General features: G+C 74.6%; 14 protein-coding genes. 7 read left to right on the top strand and 7 right to left on the bottom strand.

The window, feature by feature from the left end:
* The first annotated feature begins 545 nt into the window (after positions 1–545).
* Positions 546–1,700, top strand: a complete 1,155-nt coding sequence (locus tag AB0P03_RS28915; protein WP_363631572.1) for a geranylgeranyl reductase family protein — start codon at positions 546–548, stop codon at positions 1,698–1,700.
* A 190-nt stretch (positions 1,701–1,890) separates the two neighbouring features.
* Here the strand turns inward: AB0P03_RS28915 and AB0P03_RS28910 are convergent, their stop codons facing one another.
* On the bottom strand, positions 1,891–4,194 hold the full coding sequence (locus AB0P03_RS28910) for a glycosyl hydrolase family 18 protein (protein WP_363631561.1): 2,304 nt from the start codon (positions 4,192–4,194) through the stop codon (positions 1,891–1,893).
* A gap of 210 nt (positions 4,195–4,404) precedes the next feature.
* Positions 4,405–5,391, bottom strand: a complete 987-nt coding sequence (locus AB0P03_RS28905) for a helix-turn-helix domain-containing protein (protein ID WP_363588738.1) — start codon at positions 5,389–5,391, stop codon at positions 4,405–4,407.
* 323 nt (positions 5,392–5,714) lie between these two features.
* Between AB0P03_RS28905 and AB0P03_RS28900 the strand changes: the two genes are divergently transcribed.
* The gene (locus AB0P03_RS28900) at positions 5,715–6,962 is read left to right on the top strand and encodes an MFS transporter (RefSeq protein WP_363588736.1); all 1,248 of its coding nucleotides are present in this window, start codon (positions 5,715–5,717) and stop codon (positions 6,960–6,962) included.
* Between the two features lie 169 nt (positions 6,963–7,131).
* Positions 7,132–7,905: an enoyl-CoA hydratase family protein gene (locus AB0P03_RS28895; RefSeq protein ID WP_063350153.1), complete on the top strand. Its 774-nt coding sequence runs from the start codon at positions 7,132–7,134 to the stop codon at positions 7,903–7,905.
* A 99-nt stretch (positions 7,906–8,004) separates the two neighbouring features.
* On the opposite strand, the gene AB0P03_RS28890 is transcribed toward AB0P03_RS28895, so the two are convergent.
* Positions 8,005–8,766, bottom strand: a complete 762-nt coding sequence (locus tag AB0P03_RS28890) for a maleylpyruvate isomerase family mycothiol-dependent enzyme (protein WP_363631559.1) — start codon at positions 8,764–8,766, stop codon at positions 8,005–8,007.
* 168 nt (positions 8,767–8,934) lie between these two features.
* Here AB0P03_RS28890 and AB0P03_RS28885 point away from each other — a divergent pair, with 168 nt between their 5' ends.
* Positions 8,935–9,690: a DapH/DapD/GlmU-related protein gene (locus AB0P03_RS28885; RefSeq protein WP_363588732.1), complete on the top strand. Its 756-nt coding sequence runs from the start codon at positions 8,935–8,937 to the stop codon at positions 9,688–9,690.
* A 51-nt stretch (positions 9,691–9,741) separates the two neighbouring features.
* Here AB0P03_RS28885 and AB0P03_RS28880 read toward each other — a convergent pair whose 3' ends face one another.
* Entirely contained in the window at positions 9,742–11,172 is a 1,431-nt protein-coding gene (locus tag AB0P03_RS28880) for a helix-turn-helix domain-containing protein (RefSeq protein WP_363631558.1), read from the bottom strand.
* Positions 11,173–11,448: 276 nt separating this feature from the next.
* Between AB0P03_RS28880 and AB0P03_RS28875 the strand changes: the two genes are divergently transcribed.
* Entirely contained in the window at positions 11,449–12,273 is an 825-nt protein-coding gene (locus AB0P03_RS28875) for an alpha/beta fold hydrolase (protein ID WP_363588765.1), read from the top strand.
* 94 nt (positions 12,274–12,367) lie between these two features.
* Here the strand turns inward: AB0P03_RS28875 and AB0P03_RS28870 are convergent, their stop codons facing one another.
* Together AB0P03_RS28870 and AB0P03_RS28865 are read right to left on the bottom strand one after the other, a co-directional pair.
* Positions 12,368–12,949 (bottom strand): HutD family protein, encoded by a 582-nt coding sequence (locus tag AB0P03_RS28870; protein ID WP_363631556.1) that lies wholly within the window; start codon positions 12,947–12,949, stop codon positions 12,368–12,370.
* A 108-nt stretch (positions 12,950–13,057) separates the two neighbouring features.
* Entirely contained in the window at positions 13,058–14,329 is a 1,272-nt protein-coding gene (locus AB0P03_RS28865) for an MFS transporter (RefSeq protein ID WP_363631554.1), read from the bottom strand.
* A gap of 116 nt (positions 14,330–14,445) precedes the next feature.
* Between AB0P03_RS28865 and AB0P03_RS28860 the strand changes: the two genes are divergently transcribed.
* Positions 14,446–15,624 carry an ROK family protein gene (locus AB0P03_RS28860; RefSeq protein WP_350884287.1) on the top strand — a complete coding sequence of 393 codons (1,179 nt, stop codon included), beginning with the start codon at positions 14,446–14,448 and terminating at the stop codon, positions 15,622–15,624.
* Positions 15,625–15,766: 142 nt separating this feature from the next.
* Positions 15,767–16,966 (top strand): PLP-dependent cysteine synthase family protein, encoded by a 1,200-nt coding sequence (locus AB0P03_RS28855; protein ID WP_363631552.1) that lies wholly within the window; start codon positions 15,767–15,769, stop codon positions 16,964–16,966.
* Positions 16,967–17,040: 74 nt separating this feature from the next.
* On the opposite strand, the gene AB0P03_RS28850 is transcribed toward AB0P03_RS28855, so the two are convergent.
* Entirely contained in the window at positions 17,041–19,494 is a 2,454-nt protein-coding gene (locus tag AB0P03_RS28850) for a right-handed parallel beta-helix repeat-containing protein (RefSeq protein WP_363631551.1), read from the bottom strand.
* Positions 19,495–19,715 lie beyond the last annotated feature (221 nt).

Here is a 19,715-nt window from a genome sequence, read left to right as displayed (position 1 = left end):
GGCTTCGCCCGAGGGGTGGTGCGGGCGGAGGGGGCGGTTTGGGTACCGCCGATCATAGGCGGACTCGAACAGTCCGATCGGGTGGTTCTGCCCGGCGATCCCGCCCGGCGCACCGTCTGGTGGACCGGCCCGATGGATCGGCCCGGGTTCGATCTGAGTTCGGTCCGGGTTCGATCCGGGTTCGGTCTGGCGTTCGGGGCGGCGCGGCCAGCGGCGGGCTCGGCGGACGCATAGGATTGCTCGACGTGACTGACTCCGGAAGCTTCGATTCCCGCAGCCCACTCGACACCGAGGTCTCGCCGCCCGACGCCGAGGTACCCGGACGGCCGTCAGGCCGGTCGTCAGGTCAGCCGTCAGGCGAGGCGTCCGAGGGGGCGCCCGAGACGGTGTCCGAGACCGGGACGGTGTCCGAGACCGGGACCGAGACGGTGTTCGAAGCCGCGACCGAGGCTGGGACAGAGACCGAAGGCGCGACCGAAGCCGAGACCGAGACCGCGCCGAGGGTCGGTCGGTCGGCGCCCGAGCCGCTCGACGGCGTCTGGGACGTGGTGGTGGTCGGCGCCGGACCGGCCGGAGCCTCGGCCGCGCACGCCGCCGCCGTCCAGGGCCGGCGGGTGCTGCTCCTCGACAAGGCCGAGCACCCCCGTTACAAGACCTGTGGCGGCGGCATCATCGGCCCGTCCCGGGACAGCCTGCCGCCCGACTTCCGGCTGCCGTTGCAGGACCGCGTGCACGCCGTCACCTTCGCCTACGACGGGCGGTTCACCCGGACGCGTCGGTCCCGGCGGATGCTGTTCGGCCTGGTCAACCGGGACGAGTTCGACCTGCGCCTGGTGCAGGCGGCCAAGCAGGCCGGGGCGGTGCTGGTCACCGGAGTGACCGTCACCGGCGTCGAGCAGCGTGGCGGCGAGCACCGGACGGCGCTGGTGACGGCCGCCGACGGGCGCACCTTCGAGGCGCGCGCGGTGGTCGGCGCGGACGGCAGCGCGAGCCGGATCGCCCGGCACGTCGGCGTCACCTTCGACCAGATCGACCTCGGCCTGGAGGCGGAGATCCCCGTCCCGCCGCAGGTCGCCGCGGACTGGTCGGGCCGGATCCACCTCGACTGGGGCCCGCTGCGCGGCAGTTACGGCTGGGTGTTCCCGAAGACCGAGTCGAGCAGTCTGACCGTCGGCGTCATTTCGGCGCGCGGCGACGGCGAGCGGACCAAGCAGTATCTCGCCGACTACATCCGGCGGTTGGGGCTGTCCGGCTTCACCCCGAGCGTGGAGTCCGGGCACCTGACCCGCTGCCGGGCCGAGGACTCGCCGCTCTCCCGCGGCCGGGTGCTGGTTGCCGGGGACGCGGCCGGACTGCTGGAGCCGTGGACCCGCGAGGGCATCTCCTACGCGCTGCGCTCGGGCCGGCTGGCCGGCGAGTGGGCGGTGAAGGTCGCGGAGGCGGGCAAGGCGGCGGACGTGCGGCGCGAGGCGTTGAACTACGCGTTCGCCATCAAGGCCGGGCTGGGCGTGGAGATGCGCGCCGGCAAGCAGCTGCTGGGCGCCTTCGAGCGGCGCCCGTACCTGTTCCACGCGGCGGTCTGCCTGGTGGCGCCGGCCTGGCGGGCCTTCGCCCGGACCACCCAGGGGCACACCTCCTTCGCGCAGGTGCTCCGGCAGTACCGGGCGGCCAGGAAGCTGGCGGCGATGGCGTCCCGGTGACGGGAGGCGCATTCGGCCTTGGAGGCCCGTCAGGCCCGTCAGGCCCGTCAGGCTCGTCAGGCCCGTCAGGCCCGTCAGGTACGTGAGGCACCTGAGGCGCTTGAGGCACCTGAGGCGCGGGCCGGCGCTCCGTCGTTCTCGGAGCGCCGGCCCTTGCTGCCCTACCGGCCCAACGGGCCATGCCCTCCGGCTATTTGAGACCGGAGTCGAGTGCGTTGATGAGCGTGCCGGAGGGGGTGTCGCCGGACATCTCCCAGATCATGCCGCCGAGCAGGTTCTTCGACTTGAGGTAGGCCGTCTTCTGGGCGATCGACCAGGCGTCGTCGAAGGTCCACCACTGGCCGCCGGCTCCGGTGTAGCCGTACGTCGCAATGGACTTGGGGTCGTGGTGCACGGTCAGGTTGGGGACGCCGGTGATGAGGTTGTTGTAGCCGCGGGTGCCGGCCTCCTCGCTGAACTGGCCCGGGGCCGCGCCGTTCGCGGACTGCCACAAGCCGGAGGCGCCGCCGTCCGCCACGCCCTGCCAGCCGCGCCCGTAGAACGGGAAGCCGATGGTGAGTTTGCGCGGGTTGACCCCGGCGCCGAGGTAGGTCTGGACCGCCGCGTCCACGCTGAAGTGGAAGTTGTACGGGTCGTTCGGGTCGGCGTAGAGGTTGGCCTGGGGGCCGGTGCGGTTGGGCTCCCAGGAGTTGTCGCTGCCGGAGCCGTGGAAGTCGTAGCCCTGGACGTTGGCGATGTCCAGCGAGCTGAAGATCTTCGTGAGGTCCCAGCCCGCGGCGACCTTCGCCGGGTCGGCCGGGGTGAAGGCGGTGAGCAGCTTGTGGGATCCGCCCAACGCGTCGAGCTGCTTGCGGAATTCGGCCAGCAGCAGGGTCAGGTTGCCCTTGTCGTTGGCGCTCCAGTGGTTGCCCGCGTGGCCGTCGGCGGAGCCGGGCCACTCCCAGTCGAGGTCGATGCCGTCGAAGATCCCGGCCGCCACGCCGTCGCCGCCGGCGCCGTTGTAGACCGGCAGGTTGCCCTTGATCCACACGTCGAGGCAGGACTTGACGAACTTCTGGCGGGACGCGTCGGTGGCGGCGACGTCCGAGAAGTACTTGGAGTACGTCCAGCCGCCGAGTGAGACGACCACCTTCAGGTTCGGGTACTTGGCCTTCAGCTTCTTCAACTGGTTGAGGTTGCCGCGGAGTTTGCCCCAGCCGTCGTCGGCCACGCCGTCCACCGACTGGTCGGCGCTCATCGGGCGGGCGTAGTCGGCGTCGGCGTCACCGGCGCCGGTGCCCTGGTCCGGGTCCTGCGGGTTGGCGGTGGTGCCCTTGGTGACGCCCGCCAGACAGGTCAGGTTGACCGGATCGATGTTCTCGAAGGCGTAGTTGACGACGTCGAGCTTGGCCGCGCTGCCGGAGGTGTCGAGGTTCTTGACGAAGTACTGGCGGCCGTAGATGCCCCACTGGACGAAGTAGCCGACCCGGGCGTACTTTCCGGCGCCGACCAGGTCCGAGGTGGTGGCGGTGAGCGGGGCGGAGGCGGGAGAGGCGTTGTCGGCGGGGTCGCGGGCCTTCACGGTGAACGTGTAGGTGGTGGACGGGGACAGGCTGCCGACCGTCGCGGTCAGGGTGCTGCCGCTGACCGTCGCCACCAGCGTGCCGCCCTGGTAGACGTCGTACGCGGCGACCCGGACGTTGTCGGTCGCGGCGTTCCACGCGAGCGTGACGTCCGACGAACTGATCGCCGTGGTCCGGAGGTTGGTCGGCGCGGTGGGCGGGACCGGGTCGGTCGACGGGTCGAAGGTGGCGGCGGTGACGGGCACGCTGAGCGGTCCGGTGTTGCCGCGGCTGTCCTTGGCCCGGACGGACAGCGTGTAGGTGGTGGCCGGGGTGAGCCCGGTGAGCAGGGCGCTGGTGGTGGTGCTGGAGCCGACTACGACGGCGCCGTTGAGCACGTCGTAGGAGGCCACCGGGAAGTCCCCGCCGGTGGCGACCGGCCAGGTCAGGGCGAGCGTGTGCGCGGTGGACTCGGTGACCGCCGGGGTGCCCGGCGCGGACGGTGGGACGTCGGCGGTGCCGTCGCACTTGTCGCCGTTGATGCGGCAGTTGGTGGGGGTGGCGACCGGGCCGTTGCCGACGAACCAGAAGCTGTACGGCTCGGTGGTGCTGTGGGCGTTGACGGTGGCGTTGTAGAACGCGTTGGTCGCGGTGACGTGCCGGCCGTTGACGGTGGCGGTGCCGTTGTAGCTGTTGCCGATGGTGACGCCGGCCGGCAGGTCGAACTCCAGGGTCCAGCCGGTCACGGCGGTGGCGTTGTCGTTGTGGACGATGTAGGTGCCCTGCCACCAGGAGCCGTTGTCGGCGGTGGTGAAGGAGGCGGTGAGTTTTCCGGCGGCGTTCGCCGGGGCGGCCAGCGCGGTGAGCGCGGCGAGGGGCAGGACCAGGACGGAGAGCAGTGCCAGCAGTCTGCTGCGCACGCGCGGGCGCCTGGCCCGGGATCGAGCGGACATGGTTCTCCCTGTGGCTGTGGGGGTTGGACAGGGTGACGTAGAACCGCGGTGCTTGGTGCGTGTGCGATGGGTGCCCGCGCCGTGGGGAGGCGGGGCATGGGCACTGTAGGAGGACTGGACCAATGCGTCAACAGGTCTGTACCACTGGGGAGTTGGGGGATCAGCCGCCGTGGTGCGGGCCGGTCGGGGGGAAGACGAGGGCGAACTCCGTCACCTGTTCGCCCCCGTCAGCTCGTCCCCGAGCGGGCTGCGCAGGTACAGCACCGAGCGGCCGTGCCGGGCCCGGGTGACCAGGCCGGTGGCGGCGAGGACGGACAGGTGCTGGCTGACCGCGCCGGGGGTGACGCCCAGCCGGTAGGCGAGGTCGGTGGTGGAGGCGGGTTCGGCGAGCAGGGCCAGCAGCCGGGCCTTCGGCGCGCCGACCAGCGCCTCCAGAGCGCGCGACGGTACCGGCGTCCCCGGGCCGGCCATGCCCGCCTGGCCGCGCGCCGGGTAACTGATCTGCGGCGCACGCTCGTTGCTGATCATCGTGATCGCGCCGCGGGCGAAGAAGGTCGGGATGAGGACGAGGCCGCGGCCGTCCACGGCGGTCTCCGCGTCCCAGTCCGTCCACCGGCGGTTGATCGACAGGACGCCGTCCTCCCAGTGCAGCCGGTGGTCCAGGTCGGCGAAGAGCGCCGCCGCGCCGTGCCGGGAGAGCAGCCGGGCCCGGTAGACCAGGTCGGCGTCCAGGACCGCACGGGCCTGCGGCCACCAGGACGGCGCGAGGCAGACCTCCCAGTACTCCTCCAGCGCGTCGGCGATCCGCTGCAACAGCCGTGCCGGGTCGGCCAGTCCGGCGGCGAGCGCGGCGGGCAGGGGCCGCCCGTGCGGCAGGAAGACCTGCTCCAGTTCGGGGCGCAGCTGCTCCGGCGGCAGCGCGCGGACGGTGGCCAGCTCGGTGCGGAAGTCGGCGGCGGGCGAGGCCGGGCGGGGCGTCAGGAAGTCGGGGATCCAGCGGTTCCCGGCGATGAGTGACAGCAGCAGCGTGGAGTCCAGCCGTTCGAAGGCGGGCCGGAGCCGTTCGAAGGCGGGGGTCTGGAGCTGGTAGACGCCGGGGTGGGTCCACATGCGCAGGCTGAGCGAGGCCTCCTGGATCGGGGAGACGGCGAACCAGGTGGTGGCGAGGTCGGCCAGGCCGAGCGTGAAGCGGTGCACGGGGGCGGTCTCCTGCGACGCGGCGCGTGGGCGCCGGGGCTGGGGCGCGTGGGGCGCGTGGTTTTAGCCAGAGCCTAAAGGAGTACCGGACCCGGGCCGCCAGGCGGTGTGATCAGCACATGACCACCACCTCGCCGGCGGAGACGTCCGGACCCGACCCCGCCATGCCCGGAGGCGCCGCCATCACGGCAAGCACCGCAAGCACCGCAACGATCGCAGACACCGCAACGACCGGAAACGCCGCAACGACCGCAGACCCCGGAGACGTCGCGGACCCAGGAGGCCCCGCAGGCCCGCAGGCCGGCGGCGGGCTCGTCAGCGCCGTGCGACGGCGGCTGCACCCCGACCCGATGGTCCGGCGGCTGGCCGGGCTCACCCTGGTCAACACGATGGGCAGCGGCCTGTCCCTGTCCGTCGCGGTGCTGTTCTTCACCCGGGTGCTCGGTCTGAGCGCCGCCCAGCTGGGGCTCGGGCTGACCGCCGCCGGCCTGTGCGGGGTCGTCGCGAGCGTGCCGGCCGGGCGGGCCGCCGACCGTTGGGGCGCCCGGCCGGTGCTGGTCGTGCTGGTCGCGGCGCAGGCGGTCGGCACCGCCGGGTACACGCTCGTGCACAGCTATCCGGCCTTCGTGGTGCTGGCCTGCGGGGTCTCGGCCGCCGACCGCGGGTCCGCAGCCGTACGGAACGCGCTCTACGCCGAGGTGCTGCCGCCCGACCGCCGGGTGGCGGGCCGGGCCTACCTGCGGGTGGTGACCAACGTGGGCCTCTGCCTGGGGACGGCCGTCGGCGCGATCGCGCTCCAGGTGGACACCAGGCCGGCCTATCTGACGGCGATTCTGGCCGACGCCGCCTCCTTCGTGGTCGTCGCCGTGCTGTTCCACCGTCTCCCCGTCCTCGCGCATGCGGCCCCGGTCGCGCCGCCCGTGGGACCGGAGGCCGACGGGGCCGGTCGGGGCAAGCGGCGCAATCCGGCGCTGCGGGACGGCCCGTTCCTGGTCGTGACGGTGCTGAACGCGGTCCTCGCCCTGCAGTTCGCCGTCCTGGAGGTCGGCGTGCCGCTGTGGATCATCCATGACACCGAGGCGCCCCGGATCACCGTCGCGGGCACCCTGATCGTCAACACCCTGCTGGTGATCGCCCTCCAGGTGCGGGCCACCCGGGGGACGGAGGACCGGTCGACGGCCGCCCGGCTCTGCGGCCGCGGGGGGCTGCTGCTCGCCGCCTCGTGCCTGGTCATCGGCCTCGCGCACGGCCTGCCCGCGATCGTCGCCGCCGTGGTGGTGCTCGGCGGCATCGCGTTGCAGTCGCTGGGCGAGGTGTTCGGCCAGGCCGGCGGCTGGGCGCTCAGCTACGACCTCGCGGGGGAGCGTGACCACGGCGCCTATCAGGGCGTGTACAACGCGGGTTCGGCGGCGGCGATGATGGCCGGTCCGGCGTTGGTCAGCACCGCCGTGATCGGGTTCGGTCCGGCCGGTTGGGTCGTCCTGGGCGCGGTACTGGCGGCGGCGGGCCTGGCGATGGGCCCCGTCGTCCGGTGGGCCGGGCGACGGGGAGGGTACGCCGAGGGCCGGTGACGCGGCCGCTCCCGGACGGGCGCGAGGGCCTCGATCCCGATCGGCACCTCGGGCAGGATTGGCTCTGGCCGAGGGGCGGGTGGGCGTGCCAGAGTCGTCCGGGCGCGGCCCGGGCACCCGGGCGGCACCGCAGTCCGACCCACCCTCAGCCGGAAGGCAGGCCCCGCCGATGACCAGCGCAGAGCCCCTCGTCCGCGTCACCACCGCCGACGCCGTCACCACGATCACCCTCGACTCGCCGCACAACCGCAACGCACTCTCCACCCGGCTGATGGCCGAACTGCACGCCGGTCTGGCGGTCGCCGCGGCCGACCCGGAGGTCCGGGCCGTGGTGCTCGGGCACACCGGCAAGGTGTTCTGCGCGGGTGCGGACCTGTCCGAGGCGACCGGCGCGGACCCGACGGTCGGCCCGCGCGGCCTGGTCGAGCTGCAGCGGGCGATCGTCGACTGCACCAAGCCGGTGATCGCCGTGATCGACGGGCACGCCCGGGCCGGCGGCCTCGGCCTGATCGGCGCGGCGGACCTCGCCCTCGCCGGGCCGGCCGCGACCTTCGCGTTCACCGAGGTCCGGCTCGGCCTCGCGCCCGCCGTGATCTCGCTGCCGCTGCGCCCCAAGCTGGACCCGCGCGCCGCCTCCCGCTACTACCTCACCGGCGAGGTCTTCGACGCCGCCGAGGCCGCCCGGATCGGCCTGATCACCCGCGCCACCGAGTCCGCCGAGGACACCGGGGTCGCGTTGAAGGGCCTGCTGGACGCGCTGCGCCAGGGCTCCCCGCAGGGGCTGGCGGAGTCCAAGCGGCTGGCCAACGCCGAGGTGGTGCGGTCCTTCGAGCGGGACGCGGAGGGGCTGGTGGAGCTGTCGGCGCGGCTGTTCGGGTCGGCGGAGGCGCAGGAGGGGATGCGGGCGTTCCTGGAGAAGCGGCCCGCGCGCTGGGTGCGCTGACCCCGGGCCACTCCACCCCGGGCCACTGCGCACCCCTGGCCACTCCACCCCGGGCCGCTCCCAGCGCGCGGCGCGCCGCGAGCTACGTGCGGCGCGGCCTCAGCCGATGACCGCGCTGGTCCGCCAGAGTTCGAGCAGCGCCTCGTCGCCGTCGAGTTCGACCTGCGCGGGTCCGACCGGGAGCCGGTTCCACAGCAGCAGGTACAGGTCGTGGGCGGGGCCGGTGAGGGTGAGGTCGGCCGGTTCGGCGGCGCCGCCCGTGCCGACGGCCGGCGGCTCCTGGGTGATGGTCAGCTGCCAGGAGCCGGGGCCGTCGGTGGTCCGGACCCCGATGGTGCGGGTCCGTTCGCTGCGCAGCCGGGAGCGGCTGCTGGCCACGAAGCCGCTCAGCAGTTCGTCGATGCCGTCGAGGGCGAGGGCGGTGTCCACCCGGGGGCCCTCGGTGCCGGCCGCCGCGTCGGCGTCGGCGCGGTGGACGGCGGTCTCGTGCGCCTGGCGGCGGGCCCAGAACCCGAGCGGGCTGGGCGACGGCAGGAAGCTCCAGCACTCGACGTCGGCCGGGGCCCGGGTGAGCGTGTCCACCAGGGCGGCGTGGCCTTCGCGGAACCAGTCCAGCAGTGCCGCGTCGGACGGCGCCGGCCCGATCACGGCCCGGCTGCCGTCCTCGTCGAGGGGCGCGCGCAGGCCCTGGGAGGGGTAGGCGGCGGCCCAGCGGTGGACGTTCCCGACGTGCCTCAGCAGGTCGTTCAGGTTCCAGTCCGGGCAGGTCGGTACGGGGGCGGCGAGGTCGGTCCGGGCGGCGGCCTCGGCGAGCAGGGTGCCCTCGCGGCGCAGGGCGTCAATGTGTTCGGTGATCTCCATGGGAGGGAGTGTGGCACCGGAGCCCGGCGTCGGTCGCGGTTTTCGGACCCGCCCGGGCGGAGGGCCAGGCCTGGCCGTGGGAGGCCGCAGGCCAGGGCGGGTGCGGGACCGGTGTGATGTTGACCGCCCGGCCGCCGGTCGGACCCTACGGGCCGGTAACGTGAGCTCATGCCGATAACCCGTTCGCTGCTCTCCGCGGTCCGAGCCGGTGGCCGCCGTGCCGCCGGCCGCCTCGTCCACCGGGGCTGGCGCTGGGTACAGCGGACCGGCGCGGTCACCCGGCAGAGCCCGGGCCCGTACCGGTTCGGCGAGTTGGGCGACGGTACGACACTGGCGTTCCCGCTCGGCGCGGTCTTCAACGAGCAGTGGATCACCATCGGGCCGTTCTCGATCATCGGCGAGCGGGTCACCATCAGCGCCGGTTTCCTGCCCGGCCTCGACCTCGGGCCCGAGCCGATCGTGCGGATCGGCGGCGGCTGCGTGATCGGCCGGGACAGCCACATCGTGGGCCACCAGTCGATCGTCCTCGGCGACGACGTGTGGACCGGGCCCGGCGTCTACATCTCCGACCAGGCTCACGAGTACCGGTCCACCGACCTGCCGATCGGCAAGCAGTGGCCGCGCAACGAACCGGTGGAGATCGGCGCCGGGAGCTGGATCGGCACCGGCGCGGTGATCCTGCCGGGGGCCCGGATCGGCCGCAACGTGGTGGTCGCGGCGGGGGCGGTGGTGCGCGGCGAGGTGCCCGACCACAGCGTGGTGGCCGGAGCGCCGGCCAAGGTGGTCCGCCGGTGGACGGCCGAGGAGGGCTGGCAGCCGCCGCTGCGCCACGACGCGCCCCAGCCGGTGCCGGACGGCGTGACGGCGGAGCAACTGCGGGCCCTGGTGGGGTGGGACCTGCGGTTGCCGGGGGAGCGGGACTGATGCACCCGCGCCGCCGTCCCGGTGGCGCGGGTGTCGTCGGCCGGACACGCCCTAGCGGACTGCGGGGGCCTGTTCGGCGGCGCGGGCGGCGATGGCGGCGGTGATCCGCAGGACGTCGGCGGGGCGGGCGGGGTCGAGGCCGGTGAGGGCGGCGATCCGGCGCAGCCGGTAGTCGACGGTGTTCGGGTGCAGGTGCAGGGCGCCCGCGGTGTGTCGCCGGTTGAGCCCGCCGGCCAGGTGGGTGCGCAGGGTGGTGAGCAACTCGCCGCCGTCGGCGAGCGGTTCGATCAGTGCGGCGAGCCGGGGGCGGGCCTGGCTGGGGCGGGTGAGCTGGTATTCGAGCAGGACGTCGTCGAGCCGGTACAGGCCGGGTGGACGGTCGAACGCGCGGGCCACGTCCAGGACTTCGAACGCGAGCGCGGCCGCGCTCGGCACTTCGCCAGGTGCGGCGGCCGCCGCTGCGGCCAGGACGGGGACGCCCCCGGCCCGGGCGGCCGCGGCGACGGTGGCGGCCAGGTGCTGCCACGGGAGCTCGGCGGGCGTGCCGGGTCGCCCGGGCGCTCGCTCCGGCCGGGCCTCCGGGGGTGAGCCGAGCGGGACGAGTGCGAGGCCGCCCGAGGGGGTGAGCGCGGTGATCGCCGACTGCCGCGTCCGGTGGTCGAGTTCGGCGATGAGCCGGCGGAGCTTGCGGCGGCCGGCGATGCCCGGGTCGACGCCGGGGGCGTGCTCGTCGGGGTGGTCGGCGACGGACAGGCACAGGACGGCGTACCGGGGCGGTAGTCGGAGTCCGGCCCGGGCGGCGGCCTCGTCCGCCGGGGCGCCGGCGAGCAGCGCGGTGAGCAGCGACTGCCGGGCGGCTGCGTGCCGGTCGCCGGCCGGGCGGCGTTCGTCGAGGTAGCCGGCGCCGGCGGCGGTGGTGGCCTGGCGGAGCTGGTCGAGCAGCAGCCGGTTGAGGACGAGCAGGTCGGCGGCGTCGCCGTCGCGGGCGTGCCGGGTGACGAACTCCCAGCAGACCTCCAGCCCGAGATGGTGGGCGAGCAGGACGGCGTCCAGCGGCAGGCCCTCCTCGGCGCGGCGGGCGGCGGCCTCCCGGACGGCGGCGAACTCCTCGTCGGGGGTGGGGAGTCCGGTGCGGACGGCGTGGGCCAGGGCGCGGATCCGGCGCTCGGTGTCGCGGGTGAGTTCGCCGGTGAGCTGTTCGCGGGGCAGGCGGTGGTACACGGGCACGCGGTCCAGCAGTGCGGCGACCACGCTCTCGGCCAACTCGCCTACACCGCCCAGGAGTCGCTGGTCGGCGGGCCGGCCGCCGATCACCGGGACGCGCCAGCCGGGCATCCGGTCGGCGGTGTGGTCGGGCGCGCGGACGGGTGTGCGGTCGGGCATGCGGCCGGGGGTGGCGGTGGGCGCGGAGTGCGGCTCGCAGCGGGGTGTGGCGTCGGGTGAGCGGCCGGGCGAGGCGGCGGGTGCGTTGTGACCGGTCACAGAGAACACCGTCCAGGTCTGGGGAACGCCCAAGGGCCGGGCCGGAGGGGCGACCGCATGATGGAGCCACTCGGGTTACCTGTTGGTAACAAACTTCCGCCGTGGAGGCAACAGTTGAGAACCCCACTTCTCCGCTTCTCCGCAACTCCCGTGCGCCGCAGGCTCGGCGGGGCCATCGGCGCTACCGTCCTGGCGGGCGCGCTGCTGGCCGGCGCGTCGGCCGCCCCGGCGAGCGCCGCGACGTCCCCCTCCGTCGCGCCCGCCGCCGCCCGCTCCATCACCTCCGCCGCCGCCTCCGCCGAACTGCCGCCCGACGGTGACTCGGTGGCCTCGCCGCCCGGCGCCAACGACTGGAACTGCCGCCCGAGCGCCGCGCACCCCGATCCGGTGGTCCTCGTGCACGGCACCTTCGCCAACCGCTACGAGAACTGGCTCGCCCTCTCCCCGCTGCTGAAGGGCCTCGGGTACTGCGTCTTCGCGCTCGACTACGGCACCATCCCGGGCGTCACCTCCAGCGGCAGCGGCCTGCTGCTGCCGATCGGCGGCCTGGGCCCGGTGCCCGAGTCGGCCGCCCAACTCGGGCGGTTCGTCGACCTGGTGCTGAAGGCGACCGGCGCGGCCAAGGTCGACATCGTCGGGCACTCGCAGGGCGGCATGCTGCCGAACTACTACCTGAAGTTCCTCGGCGGCGCCGCGAAGGTCGGCCGGCTGGTCGGCCTGGCGCCGTCCAACCACGGCACGACGCTCGACGGGATCACCAAGCTCGTGCCGTACTTCCCCGGCGTCGCGGACCTGATCTACACCGTCTGCCAGGCCTGCCGCGACCAGGCGGTGGGCTCCGACTTCAACCGCACGATGGCCTCCCGCCCGGACACCGTGCCGGGCGTGACCTACACGGTGATCTCGACCGTGTACGACGAGGTCGTCACCCCGTGGCGGACCCAGTTCCTGACCGGCCCGGCCGTCGACAACGAGGTGCTGCAGAACCACTGCCCGATCACGCTCGCCGAGCACGTGGCGATCGCGTTCTCGCCGACGGCGCTGCACCTGGTGACCAACGCCCTGGATCCGGCGCACGCCACACCGGTGTTCTGCGGCTGATCCGCACCCGTCGGAACGCCGCGGCCCGGGAGGGAGACCTCCCGGGCCGCGGCGTTCCGGTGTCCGGGCGCCCGCGCGTCCCGCTTCCCCGGCGTCAGCGCGACGGGCGGAGCGTGACCACGGAGGTGACCCCGCCGGTCCGGACCCGCACCTCGCGCGGGCCGGCCCCCTCCAGCAGGGCGGCGTCGTAGCGCTCCAGCACCGCGTCGCCGTCGACGGCGGCCGAACCGGTGAGGCAGACCAGCAGGACGGTCGCCCCCGGCGGGACGTCCACGGCGGCCGGTGCGGTCAGCACGTCCACGGCGGCGTCGACCCGGCCGCGACGGGTCATCACGTTGAAGTCGACCACCGGGCCGGCCGACAGCCGACAGTCCGTCACGGCGTCACCGGAGAAGGCGAAGGGGCGGAAGGGTTCGTCGACCAGGTGCTCGGCGCCGTCGACGGTGAGCGTCATGCCGGGGCCCTCGACCAGGGTGATCACCCGGTCGACGCCGGGGAACGGCGAGAACGGCCCGGCCGACGCGACGTCCGCGAGGCTGACCCGCCAGTCGAAGGCGTCCAGCCCGGCCCCGGCCGGGAAACCGGCGACCTCCCTGGTCACCCCGCCCCCGTTGAGCCATGCCGTGGCCGGGCGCTCGTCCGCCCGCAGTACCTGGATCCGTCCGCTGCTCGTCATGGCCCGCATCCTGCCACCACGTCCGCGCGCGGCCGCGTCGGGAGCCGCCCGGGGCCGTCGGCGGTGGGGGCGGTCGGACCGGCCGTGCCGACGACCCGGGCGCTCCCGTCAGCGCCGACGGACGGCCAGCGGCAGGAGCGCCCCCGCCGTGGCCGCCACCGCGACGGTGGTCAGGGCCATCGGCAGCCCCGCCGCGTCGGCGAGGAAGCCGATCACCACCGGGCCGATCAGCATGCCGCCGTACCCGAGCGTCGAGGCGAACGCGACGCCCTGCGGGCCTCCGGCCGCACCGGCCCGGGCGATCGCGAGGGGGAAGAGGTTGGCGAGGCCGAGGCCGGCCAGGACGAACCCGCAGACGGCCAGCGGCACCACCGGGGCGAGGGCGGCGACCAGCATGCCGGCCGCCGCGGTCAGGCCGCCGAGCAGCATCAGCCGGGTCTGGCCGAGCCGGATGGACAGCCAGGTGCCGCCGACCCTTCCGCTGGTCATGGCGAAGGCGTACGCGGCGTACCCGGCGGCGGCCGTCCCGGGGCTGGCGTGGACGTCGTCGGTGAGGTGGAGGGTGGTCCAGTCGGCGATCGCGCCCTCGCCGTACGCGGTGCACAGCGCGGTGAGGCCGAGCAGCAGGACGAGCAGCCGCAGGTGCGGGGCGGGGCGGCCGGCCGTGGTGCGGGTGCCGTGGTCGCTCGTGGTGTCGCCGGTGGTGCCGCCGTCGCCCGTGCGGCCGGGCGCGACCAGCGGCGCGGCCGGGCTGCGCAGCAGGACGACGCCCGCGGCGGCGGTGACGGCGAGGCCGAGCAGACCGCCGAGCGCGAGCGCCCAGGCGGTGCTCAGCGCACCGGCGAGGAGCCCGCCGAGGCCCGCGCCGAGCAGACCGCCGAGGCTGTACCCGGCGTGGAAGCTCGGCATGACGGGCCGTCGCAGTTGCGCCACCAGGTCGACGGCGGCGCTGTTCATCGCGACGTTGGCGCCGCCGTAGCCGGCGCCGAAGAGCAGCAGCACGCCGCCGAGCGCGGCGACCGAGTGGGCGTGTGCGGGCAGCGGGACGGCGAGGCTGAGCAGGGCGAGCGAGCCGACGGTCACCGGGCGCGAGCCGTACCGCAGGCACAGCCGCCCGACGAGCGGCATGGTGAGGACGGCGCCGATCGACAGGCAGAGCAGGGCCAGCCCGAGGGCGCTGTGCGAGGCGTTGACCTGGCTGCGGATGTCCGGGATGCGGACCACCCAGGCGGCGAAGAGGAAGCCGTCGACGGCGAAGAACGCGGTGAGCGCGAGCCGTGCCGAGCCCCAGGGGCTGTCCGTTCCGGGGGGTGTGCTGCGAGACTGGAGGGAGGTCTGGTCGGGTCGAGGACGCGGGCGGATTTTGTTTCGAAGCGGCACAAAGTCACAATAGGGGCGTGCAGCTCTCACCTTCAAGTCCGCGACCAGGTTCCGGAACCGACCTCGAGGCGCAGCGCGACGCCCACCGCCGCGCGGCCCCCGATCGCGGTCGGACGCTGCTCGGCCCCGCGCTCTCGCTCATCCACACCGGACAGACGCCCACCCGCTCGGCGCTCACCCGCGCACTGGACGTCACCCGGGCCACCGCCGGGGCCGTCACGGCCGAACTGGAGGCGCTCGGGCTGATCACCGTGGACTCGCGCCCGGCCGGCGGCGGACGCGGACGCCCCTCGCACCGGCTCGCGATCGACCCGCAAGGCCCGGTCGTGGTCGCCGGGCAGATCCACGCCGACGGGCTGAGCGTCACCCTGGCCGGCCTCGGCGGGCTGCTCGACCCGCCCGTCCACCTGCCGCTGCCCGCCGCCACCGACCCGGTCCGGATGCTGCGCGCCGTCGCCGAGGCGGGCGCCGAACTCGCCCGCGCGACCAGCCGGCGCTGCCTCGCCGCCGCGCTCGCCCTGCCCAACCCGGTCACCGAACCCGACGGCGCCGCGCTCGCCGCCCTGCACTTCGCCTGGCCCAGCGGCACCCCGGTCGCCGACCTGTACGACGTCGAGGTGGGTCGTGCCGACCACGGCCCCGGCGCCCGTCGGCCGCTGCCCACCGCCCTCGCCAACGACGCCAACCTCGCCGCGCTCGCCGAGTACCGGCACGGTGCCGGGCGCGGCGCCCGGCACCTGCTCCTCGTCACCTCCGGCCATCGCGGCGTCGGCGGCGCGCTGGTGATCGACGGCCACCTGCACACCGGCAGCGCCGGGCTGGCCCTGGAGGTCGGCCACCTGACCGTCGACCCGCAGGGCCGGCTCTGCCCGTGCGGCAACCGGGGCTGCCTGAACTCCGAGACCGACCCCGACGCCCTGTTCGCCGCCGCCGGGCTCACCCCCGAACCGGGGCGCCCGCTGCTCGACCAGGCGCGCGAGCTGTGCCGGGCGGCCGCCACCGACGAACGCGCGCGGGCCGCCGTGGAACACGTCATCGACCGGCTCGGGCTCGGACTCGCGGGCGTCGCCAACATCCTCAACCCGGACCGGGTGGTCCTCAGCGGGCTCCACCTCGACCTGCTGGAGGCCGCGCCCGAGCGGCTGCGCGCGGTGGTCGCCGAGCGTAGCCTGTGGGGGCGCAGCGGACGGGTGCCGATCGTCGGAGCGGAGCTGGCGCACGGTGCACTCGCGGGTGCGGCGGAGCTGGGCTGGGGGCCGTACCTGGCGGACCCGCAGTCGGTGACGGCGGGCTGATTCCGGGGCCGGGCGTCGGGCTGGGGGGCGACAGGTCGGACCAGGGCGATAAGCGGAAGCTGGGGCTGCGAAAACGGTCACTTATCGTGACTCTCCTACACTCGTAGTGAGCAGTGGGGGGTCGTAACGAGGGAGAGTGGCCATGAGCACCCAACCCGGCGGGACCCAGTCCGGCGGAGCGGGCGGCATCGAGCCGACCGCGGGCGTCGAGCCGACCGTCGGCGTCGAGCCGATTGCGGGCGTCGAGTCGACCGTCGACGTCGACCGGACCGACCCGCAGTACCGCGCCTGGCTCAAGGAGGCGGTGCGCAAGGTCCAGGCCGACGCCAACCGCTCCGCCGACACCCACCTGCTGCGCTTCCCGCTGCCGGGTGAGTGGGGGATCGACCTCTACCTCAAGGACGAGTCCACCCACCCGACCGGCTCGCTCAAGCACCGCCTGGCCCGCTCGCTCTTCCTCCACGGGCTCTGCAACGGCTGGATCCGCCCCGGCAAGCCGGTGATCGAGGCCTCCAGCGGCTCCACCGCCGTCTCGGAGGCGTACTTCGCGCAGCTCGTCGGGGTGCCGTTCATCGCGGTCATGGCCAAGAGCACCAGCCAGGCCAAGATCGACCTGATCGAGTTCCACGGCGGCGAGTGCCACCTGGTCGACCGCTCGGACGAGGTGTACGAGGCCTCCGCCCGGCTCGCCGAGAGCACCGGCGGGCACTACATGGACCAGTTCACCTACGCCGAGCGGGCCACCGACTGGCGCGGCAACAACAACATCGCCGAGTCGGTCTTCGCCCAGCTGCGCCTGGAGCCGCACCCCGAGCCGGCCTGGATCGTCGCCACCGCCGGGACGGGCGGCACCTCGGCGACCATCGCCCGGTACGTGCACTACATGCAGTACGACACCCGGATCTGCGTCGCCGACCCGGAGAACTCCTGTTTCTTCGACGGCTGGGTGCACCACGACCCGGACGCCGTCTGCGAGCGGGGCTCGCGGATCGAGGGCATCGGACGGCCCCGGATGGAGCCGAGCTTCGTCCCGGGGGCGATCGACCGGATGATGAAGGTGCCGGACGCCGCCTCCGTCGCCGCCGTGCGGGTGCTGGAGCAGGTGCTCGGGAAGAAGGCGGGAGCGTCCACCGGGACGGGGCTGTGGAGCGCGCTGAAGATCGTCGCCGAGATGCGGGCGGCGGGGCGGCGGGGCAGCGTGGTCGGTCTGATCTGCGACCCGGGCGACCGCTACCTGGACAAGTACTACTCGGACGACTGGCTGGCCGGCGAGCGGATCGACATCGCGCCGTACCGGGCCGTGTTGGAGTCCTTCCTCGCCGGTGGCGCCTGGACGGGCTGACGCCGAGGTCGTCGCCCGCCCGCCCGGCGCCGAGGTCGTCGCCCGCCCGACGCCACGGCGCCGAGTCGCCGGCGTCAGGGCAGCGGTGCGCCCGGCAGGTCGGCCGGGACGAGGAGTTGGAGCTCCTCCGTCGACGGGTCCGCGAGGTGGGCGACCCGCATCGCGTGCCGCTCGACCATGGTCTCGAAGACCTGCCGTGCGGTGCGCCCGTTGCCGAAGTTGGGGCCGCGCTCCAGCCGGGCGAAGTGGTCCAGCAGCACGCCCTCGGTCGCCTCCGCGAGCGCGTACTCGTGCTCGGCGCACTGGGCCCGGGCGATCTCCAGCAGCTCGTCCGCCGTGTAGTCGGGAAAGGTGATGGTGCGTGAGAAGCGGGACGAGACACCGGGGTTGGCGGAGAGGAAGCGCTTCATCTCCAGGGTGTAGCCGGCCACGATGACGACCACTTCGTCCCGGTGGTCCTCCATCAGCTTGACCAGGGTGTCGATGGCCTCCCGCCCGAAGTCGCGCGCGCCGTCCTCGGGGGCGAGCGCGTACGCCTCGTCGATGAAGAGCACCCCGCCGCGCGCGCTGTCGAAGGCCGCGGCGGTGCGGATCGCGGTGGAGCCGACGTGCTCGCCGACCAGGTCGACCCGGGCCACCTCGACCAGGTGTCCGCGCTGGAGCACCCCGAGCGAGGCGAGGATCTCGCCGTAGAGCCGGGCGACGGTGGTCTTGCCGGTGCCGGGGGCGCCGGTGAACACCAGGTGCCGGCGCAGCGAGGGCGCCTTGAGCCCGGCCTGGCGGCGGCGCTTGCCGACGGAGATCAGGTCGATGAGCGTGCGCACCTCCTGCTTGACGGTGGCCAGCCCGACCAGTGCGTCCAGTTCGGCGAGCGCCTCGTCGGCGGGCCGGCAGTCCGGGATCGGGGCGATCGCCGAGGTGGCGGCAGCCGCAGCGGACGTCGCGACGGCGGTGCCGGCCATCCCGCCCACACCGGCCCTCCCGGCCAACGGGGCGGTGGCGGAGGCCAGTTGGGCGGTCCGCGGGCCCGGTACCTCGGCCGCGCCGGCCGCCGGTCCGACGTCGTCCGAGGTGCAGCCCTCGGCGACCGGCCCGGGCTCGGAGAACTCGAAGCCGGCCCGCTCGTTCTGTTCGGCCCGGCAGCGGGTCAGCTGGGTGCGGCAGCCGTCGATGATGTGGAAGCCGAAGCCCTTGCCGTGCGAGACCCGGCAGTCCTCGAAGGTGCCCCGCCCCTGCGCCGAGACGTACACGCCGGCGTCGGTGCTGGCCCGGACGGTGCAGTCGCGCAGCACCGGGTCGGCGCCCTTGGTGACGATCACCCCGGTGGCCACGTCGGAGATCTCGCAGCCGGTGAGCAGGCCGCCGCTGCCGTGGTCGCGGAACCACAGGCCGGTGCCGGCCTCCTGGACCCGGCAGCCGGTGAGGGTCACCGCCGCGCCGCCGCTGACCGAGACCGCCGAGCTGCGGATCCGGCTGAAGGAGCAGTCCGCGGCGATCGCGGCGGAGTCCCGGTCGAGGACGAACAGCGCGTCCGGCAGGTCGTACAGCGAGCAGTCGGTGAGGGTGAGCCGGGCACCGTCGCTGACCCACAGCGCCGGGTACTCGCCGGTGGAGCCGTGGATCTGGCAGGACTCGGCGACGGCCTCGGTGCCCTGGTCCCAGACCGAGAGCGCCCCGCGCCCGAAGTCCCGGACGGTGCTGTGGTCGAGGCTGAGCCGGGAGCGGCCGCGCAGGTCGGCGCCGTTCTCCGGCAGGTCGTGCACCCGGCAGCCGGTGAGGACGAGTTCGGCCTCGCCGTCCAGGGTCAGCCCGTTGCCGGTGACCCGGTGGATCTCGCAGTCGACGAGCCGCCCGCGGGCCTGCGACTCGGCCTGGACGCCGCTGCCGCGGATCTCGTAGATCTCGCAGCCGGTCAGTTCGGCGGCGCTGCCAGGGTCGGAGAGCAGGACGCCGGCGCCGGCGGCGTGGTGGACCCGGCAGCGGTCGAGGGCGGCGGTGGCGCCGCCGAGGACGGCGAGTCCGGCCTGCCCGGCGGCGGCGACCTCGCAGTCCTCCAGGGCGGCGGCGGTGCCGGGGCCGCGCAGGCGCAGCCCGAGTCCGGCCGGGTTGGCCACGACGCAGCCGCGCAGGGTGGGCCGGGCGCCGTCGGTGATCTCGATGCCGGTGGCGGAGCGGGTCTCGATCCGGCAGCCGCTGAGCGCGGGCGCGGTCTGCGGCCCGGTGATCAGGACGGCCGGGGTGGAGCTGTCGCCGCCTTCGACGACGAGGTCGCGGACGGTGGCGTCGGCGGTGACGGTCAGCGCCACTCCGGACGGCGGGTCGATCCGGACGGTGCCCGGGCCCTGGGCCGGGACGATCGTCACGGGCTTGTCCAGCAGCACGTTCTCCCGGAACGTCCCCGGCCGGACGGTCACGGTGTCGCCCGGTTCGGCGGCCGCGAGGGCCTCCGCGAGGGTGTCGTACTCGCCTGCGCGGCGGCGCCAGCGGGATGCGCTGTCCTGGGTGACCCGGACCCTGTGCTCTGCCATGACGGTCTGTCGTCCCCACCTTCGTCGAGCCGGCGTTCAACGGGCCGTACGCGCGGGCCGCCCGCCCACCGTAGCGCGCCTCCACGGGTGGTCCGGTCGGCCGCGGTCGCGCGGGCACCGGGGGCTCGCGCCTTCGCCACAGGTTCCGACCACATGTTCAACGAGCGCGCACACCCGTGGTTCCGAGCCGGGGCCGCGCCGCGGGGGCGGCCGGGGGAGCC

This window comes from Kitasatospora sp. NPDC088779 (genome assembly GCF_040685395.1).
GTDB lineage: Bacteria > Actinomycetota > Actinomycetes > Streptomycetales > Streptomycetaceae > Kitasatospora.
This window is presented reverse-complemented; position numbering and strand designations above follow the sequence as displayed.